The sequence below is a fragment of the Sulfuricurvum sp. IAE1 genome (assembly GCF_004347735.1).
Classification (GTDB): Bacteria; Campylobacterota; Campylobacteria; order Campylobacterales; family Sulfurimonadaceae; genus Sulfuricurvum.
Window position 1 is genome coordinate 1 of the sequence record NZ_SLTI01000065.1, and the last position, 5,572, is coordinate 5,572.

The 5,572-nt window shown below is 54.8% G+C and carries 6 protein-coding genes; all 6 read left to right on the forward strand.

Annotated elements, in window-relative coordinates:
- Window positions 1-40 precede the first annotated feature (40 nt).
- The 6 genes from E0765_RS12365 to E0765_RS12390 all read left to right on the forward strand — a co-directional run bounded on the left by E0765_RS12365 (window position 41) and on the right by E0765_RS12390 (window position 5,305).
- Window positions 41-1,747, forward strand: coding sequence for a cation:proton antiporter (locus E0765_RS12365; protein WP_188109945.1), 1,707 nt, complete (start codon window positions 41-43; stop codon window positions 1,745-1,747).
- 370 nt (window positions 1,748-2,117) lie between these two features.
- Window positions 2,118-2,402, forward strand: coding sequence for a hypothetical protein (locus E0765_RS12370; protein ID WP_132813541.1), 285 nt, complete (start codon window positions 2,118-2,120; stop codon window positions 2,400-2,402).
- Window positions 2,403-2,658: 256 nt separating this feature from the next.
- Window positions 2,659-2,958 (forward strand): hypothetical protein, encoded by a 300-nt coding sequence (locus E0765_RS12375; RefSeq protein ID WP_132813542.1) that lies wholly within the window; start codon window positions 2,659-2,661, stop codon window positions 2,956-2,958.
- 59 nt (window positions 2,959-3,017) lie between these two features.
- Window positions 3,018-3,398: a hypothetical protein gene (locus E0765_RS12380; protein WP_132813543.1), complete on the forward strand. Its 381-nt coding sequence runs from the start codon at window positions 3,018-3,020 to the stop codon at window positions 3,396-3,398.
- Between the two features lie 28 nt (window positions 3,399-3,426).
- On the forward strand, window positions 3,427-3,639 hold the full coding sequence (locus E0765_RS12385) for a hypothetical protein (RefSeq protein WP_132813544.1): 213 nt from the start codon (window positions 3,427-3,429) through the stop codon (window positions 3,637-3,639).
- 826 nt (window positions 3,640-4,465) lie between these two features.
- Window positions 4,466-5,305, forward strand: coding sequence for a hypothetical protein (locus tag E0765_RS12390; protein ID WP_132813545.1), 840 nt, complete (start codon window positions 4,466-4,468; stop codon window positions 5,303-5,305).
- Window positions 5,306-5,572: the final 267 nt, after the last annotated feature.

The following is a 5,572-nucleotide window of genomic DNA, read 5'->3' on the forward strand; positions in this document are numbered from 1 at the left end:
AAATCGTGATTAGCCGGAAGCAACCGGATAACGGGGCCTGATGGAGCATTTGGCCCAGATCCTGCTGCTGCTGGCGGTGGCCATATCCGTGGTGGTCGCCTTCCAGCGCCTGCATGTGCCCACCAGTCTGGGCTACCTGCTGGTGGGGGTCATTTTGGGTCCCCATACCATGGGGCCTACCGTCTCGGTGCCCGAGTTCGCGACCTTGGCTGAATTCGGGGTGGTCTTTCTGCTTTTCACCATCGGGCTGAACTTCTCCCTGCCGACCATCAGGTCCATGAGGCATCAGATCCTGGGCCTGGGGACCGGGCAGGTCCTGCTCACCACCTGCCTGGTCGCTATCATCGCCTGGCTGGCCGGCCTGACGGCCATCGCCGCCTTCATCTTCGGTGCCGCCTTTGCCCAGTCATCGACCAGCATAATCGCCAGCCTGCTGGCCGAACAGGGCGAGGAGAACACCCGGCACGGCAGGTTGGGGCTGGCCATGTCCGTTTTTCAGGACGTCACCGCCGTGCCCTTCCTGGTGGCCATCCCGGCCCTGGGGGCGGCCGTGGCCGCCGGCAGCCTGGTCGGAACCCTGGGTTTGGCGCTGGCCAAGGCGGTGGTCGCCTTCGGCCTGGTGTTCTTTGCCGGGCGCTGGCTGCTGCGCCCCCTGTTTCAGCTGGTTACCCGGCATCGGTCGTTGGAGATATTCACCCTGGCGGTGCTGCTGGTCGTCCTGCTGGCGGCCTGGATAACCAACAGCCTGGGGCTGTCCCTGGCCTTCGGCAGTTTTCTGGCCGGCATGATGCTGGGGGAAACCGAGTTCCGCCACCAGGTGGAATCGAGCATCCGCCCCTTCCGCGATGTGCTGATGGGATTGTTCTTCATCGGCATCGGCATGCGTTTCGATCCGGCGGCCATCCTGCCGATCTGGCATTGGGCGGTCCTGGGCGCCCTGCTGATCCTGGCCAGCAAGACGTTGGTGGTGACCGCCATGGTGCGGATGATCGGCACCGAATCCCAGGTGGCCTGGCGCACCGGCCTGCTGTTGGGGGTGGGGGGGGAGTTTGGGCTGGCCCTGGCGGCCATCGCCCTTGACAACGGCATCCTCAGCCAGCGTCTGGGGCAGATAGCCATCGCTTCGGTGCTGCTTTCCATGGTGGGGGGCGCGGTGGCTATCCGCTTCAACCGGGGCCTCGCCGCCTGGATGGTCAGGGAACGTCCCCCGTCTTCGGCGCCGCCAGAACTGGCTGAGGATGCGGATCGGCAGGTGGTCATCGGCGGCTACGGCCGGGTGGGGCACACCATCGCGGTGCTGTTGGATTTCAACCAGGTGCCGTTCGTGGTGTTCGATACCGACCCCCGACGGGTGGCCCAGGGGATGGCCGACGGCTTCAAGGTGGCCTTCGGGGATATCTCCGACCCGGGCCTGTTGTCGGCCGTGCACGTGGAACGGGCCTCGCTGGTGGTGATCACGGTCGACCGGTCCCAGGCCGCCCTGGCTGCGGTCTCCCACCTGCGGGCCATGTGTCCCCAGGTGCCGGTGGTGGCCCGGGCCAAGGATCTGGAATCCAGCCGGATTTTGCTGAAGGCCGGGGCGGTCCATGCCTATCCCGAAACCATAGAGGCCAGCCTGCGGTTGGGGGCGGTGGCCATGCAGATTCTGAAGGTGCCAACCCAGGATATCGACCGGGTGCTCCAGGGGGTGCGGGATTGGGATTATCGCCCGGTGCTGGAGGAGGAGAAGCCGACGGAGCGGGGCTGAGGCCAAGGAGGCCTGCCGTCCCTCCCACCCCGAAAATGGGCGTCCGCCCTGGATAGTTGGTTTGACAGGCAATAGGGGCCAACTTGGTCATATATATAGTCTTTCGAGCAAGCCCCCTCCGGGAACAGGAGGGGGTTTGCCATTGGGCCGGAAGATGGGATGGCCTAGGGGAGAAAAGGCGTCAGCCTGGTTTAAGACAGAAATATATCCTATACAAAGCTATCTATTGATAGCAATCAGGAGTTTCCATGACGGTTGAAGAAACACAAATAACATGGGAAAACAGGATGTTGTGATAAGATATTGGTTGACAAGGCGGTAATATTGTCGTATATTTACCCTAAATAACTCACCCTACCAGCGAGGTGCCATGTACTCGATCGAGGTTACTGAACGTGAAAAAGAGCTGGGCTATACCTTGGCGATGGTGCCCAACCCCAAGCAGATGTTCTGCCCGGGCCAGAATGAGGTGATCGCGGTGCTGTACCGGCTGGACGAGGCCAATTATATCATCAAGACCATATATCCCATCGGGGGATACCGATATTGCCACCGGCAGAAGAGGGATGGGGAATGGGTTACGTTGTGCAACGAGCCTGCCGACCCCCAGGATGCCATTATTAAGGCCAGGGAGAGAATCGCCCCCAAAGGCTGATAGAGCCTCCGGCCGATTGGGAGATGATGGCGGCATTCAGGCCCTCAGGCTATTGCATTTTGCGCCATGGGGTGCAAGGAGGGTAACTGGTTTCAGCCTGCGGCCGGCCGGCTGGGTCAATTGATTGTCAAATGCGTTGCCGGATATAGGGTTAATGTTGGCAGTTATGGGCAGCCATCTGGCATGATTAATGCTTTGATATTTATTTGAGCGGGATCAGATGATGCTGGCGTGAAGCGGCTATCAAGGAGGTGTTGTGGCCAAGCTGGCCAAGAATATCAATGGAGCCACCGGCCATCCTTGCAAATGCGAGAATTGGCTGGAGCATTGGGAGAAATTCAGCGGGAGCAATGTCCTGTATTGCTCCCAGGCTGACTGCCCCAATTTCGCCGAGGCCGGGGCCCTGGTGCTGAAAAGCCTGTCCGGGGAGGAGGTTTGGTACATCGTCCCATTGTGCCGGGAACACAACGCCATGACCGGGAAAACCATCGAGGTGACCGATACCACCATCTTCGTGCCGGCCAGGGTTGAAGATACGTGCGGTCAGGAGGATTGAGCCCCGGTTGGCCGGGAGGGACCGGGGGCCAGGCTGAAACCATAGCCGGGAGGGATGCCATGCAGTCCATCTGCAAGGTCTGGTCGGATGCGGCCAAGAACCGGCTCTACCTGGTGTTCCAGGGGACCATCCCCGATGATATGGCCAAATCCGCCGCCGAACGGGTGGTCGAGGAGACCAGGCACCTGCGGCCCGGTTTCAGCGTGGTCAACGACCTCTCGCAGGCCCAGCCGGCCGGGCCCTGGGGAGCGGCGGAGATCAGAAGGGTCCAGGCCTTTCTGGGGTATATGGGGATCGAACGGATCATCAGGATCCTGCCGGAGGTCGACGGCGGGGTGGTAAGCCAGTTCGAAAAGACTGCCGGCAAGTATCCCACCGCCCTGACCGCCGGGTCCATCGAGGAGGCCGACGCCATCCTGGACCGGGTCCAGGGCCAATGAACCAGCAACATATTTTAAGGCTGACGGAATGCGCTATGCCGGCTTGACCGACGACCCGGCCCTGAAGAAACAGGAGCACGGCCACCCGGCCGATTGGACGGTGGTCAAGGGGTTTTCCCGGGAGGAAGACGCCCGGAAGTGGCTGAAATACATGCTGCTGCTAGGCTATCAGGGCAAGGCCGACTGCCCGGAGTGGAAATACGGCTACACCTATACCATAGACCTTGGGACCAGGCAATGAGGGGTGGCTGACGCGGCGCCAGGGGGAGAAACAGGCTCATCGGGTGAATAAACCGGGGGCCTTTTAATCTGCCTGCCCGTCATTCCCCCGAAAGAGGGAATCCACTGGGGCTGGGTTTCCCGTTTCTTGCGGGTATGACAAGGCTGGGCGGGCTTACCTGTCATTCCCTCGAAAGAGGGAATCCACTGGGCTGGGATGTCCGTTTCATTGCGGGCAGGGCAAGGCTGGCGGGCTTACCCGTCATTCCCTCGAAAGAGGGAATCCACTGGGGCTGGGATGTCCGTTTTATTACGGGTATGACAAGGCTGGGCGGGCTTGCTCGTCATTCCCTCGAAAGAGGGAATCCACTGGGGTTGGGTTTCCCGTTTCATTACGGGTAGGGCAAGGCTGGGCGAGCTTGCCCGTCATTCCCCCGAAAGAGGGAATCCACTGGGCTTAGTTGCCCGTTTCATTGCGGGTAGGGCAAGGCTGGCGGGCTTACCTGTCATTCCCTCGAAAGAGGGAATCCAAGATTATCTGTTTGTTCTTGCCGGCTGAGGCCTTTTTTATAGCGGAATCAACATTCGCTGTTGACAATTAATGAGGGAAGAATATAATTAATTATATAACAAGCGGACGGTAAGGGGGAGATGTAGAAAACCACCCCGGCCGAACCGGCAAAAGCACATACCAGATTACCGGTTCGAACTACAGGGCCAGGGTCGGGGGGAAGTATGTGAACACCGGGCCGGTGCCCAAGGGCACGGAGATGTACGGGGAAGGGAAGAGACGGGTGAGAAGGTATAGGTTTGGGTTGGGAGAATTTTAATTAACAAATGGTGCATAAATGAAAGAAAATAACAATGATATTACTCATGCTTTTGAACAAGCCTTAAATATGCAGGGTTATGGGTTTCAGCATAGAGTGATTTCAGAAATAAAGAAATTTTATGATGAAGGTAAATGTCAATGGTGGCCCTATGTTAATGAGTTTCCTGTCGATATACAAGGCGCTAGTACAAGAATTGATTCTATTCTGCGCTATGCACATAAAGATATTTACGCTATCATGGAAACTAAAAGAGTAAATCCTACACATTCAAATTGGTGCTTTTCGTATAAACCGGCATCAAATCACCATTTGTCAAATAAATTTTATGTTGAGGGATTAACACTTTTTAGCAATTGCTTAACAAGTATTATAAAAGATATTTGGGGTAGTGATAATATTTATACTATTGCGGTTGAGGCGAAATCAAAGGGTAATGGAGATAGTTGTGGAAAAGGCAGAGGGGTGATAGAGGAATCTGTAACGCAATTATGTAGAGGTTTAAACGGAATTATTGAGTATTTTAAGAAGACCCCAGGCTCAATAAGTACATACCCAATGTTTGTATTACCAATACTATGCACAACAGCAAATTTGTGGGTAACTGACGTAAAAATGGATGATGCAAACTTAAATGATGGAATGATTAAATTATCTAATCAACAAGTAAAAAAAGTAAATTGGTTACATTATCATTACCCCCAATCACCTGGTTTGAAACATTCAGTTAGGCCGAGATGTATACAACAAGATATGCGAAACAAAATATATGATGAGTATATTAGAGATATAATTATAATGAATCCAGAAGGGCTGCAAGATTTCTTTTGCGATAGAAATTGGCAAGATATATTTTAAATAAAACGGTATGATTATTACTAAATATGGAGGATAGTATGCCTAAGAGATGGTATGAAACAGAAAATACATATATATGGATATTTAATGTTGGCCGTGGTTTATGTATATTTATAAGAACGCCATTAAATCATGGAATTATGTATGATTTGGGATCGTCTGAAGATTTCACGGGTCTGTCAAGTATTTTGTGTAAATGGGATTTTTGTTAATTTACTGGAACCCGGTTTTCAAATATGATGGTGAACTGGTTCAGGGCCGAAGCCC

What these genes read in the sequence shown, in the direction of transcription:
- E0765_RS12365 (WP_188109945.1), top strand. Translation starts at nt 41, where the DNA reads ATGGAGCATTTGGCCCAGATCCTGCTGCTGCTGGCGGTGGCCATATCC.
- E0765_RS12370 (WP_132813541.1), top strand. Translation starts at nt 2,118, where the DNA reads ATGTACTCGATCGAGGTTACTGAACGTGAAAAAGAGCTGGGCTATACC.
- E0765_RS12380 (WP_132813543.1), top strand. Translation starts at nt 3,018, where the DNA reads ATGCAGTCCATCTGCAAGGTCTGGTCGGATGCGGCCAAGAACCGGCTC.
- E0765_RS12385 (WP_132813544.1), top strand. Translation starts at nt 3,427, where the DNA reads ATGCGCTATGCCGGCTTGACCGACGACCCGGCCCTGAAGAAACAGGAG.
- E0765_RS12390 (WP_132813545.1), top strand. Translation starts at nt 4,466, where the DNA reads ATGAAAGAAAATAACAATGATATTACTCATGCTTTTGAACAAGCCTTA.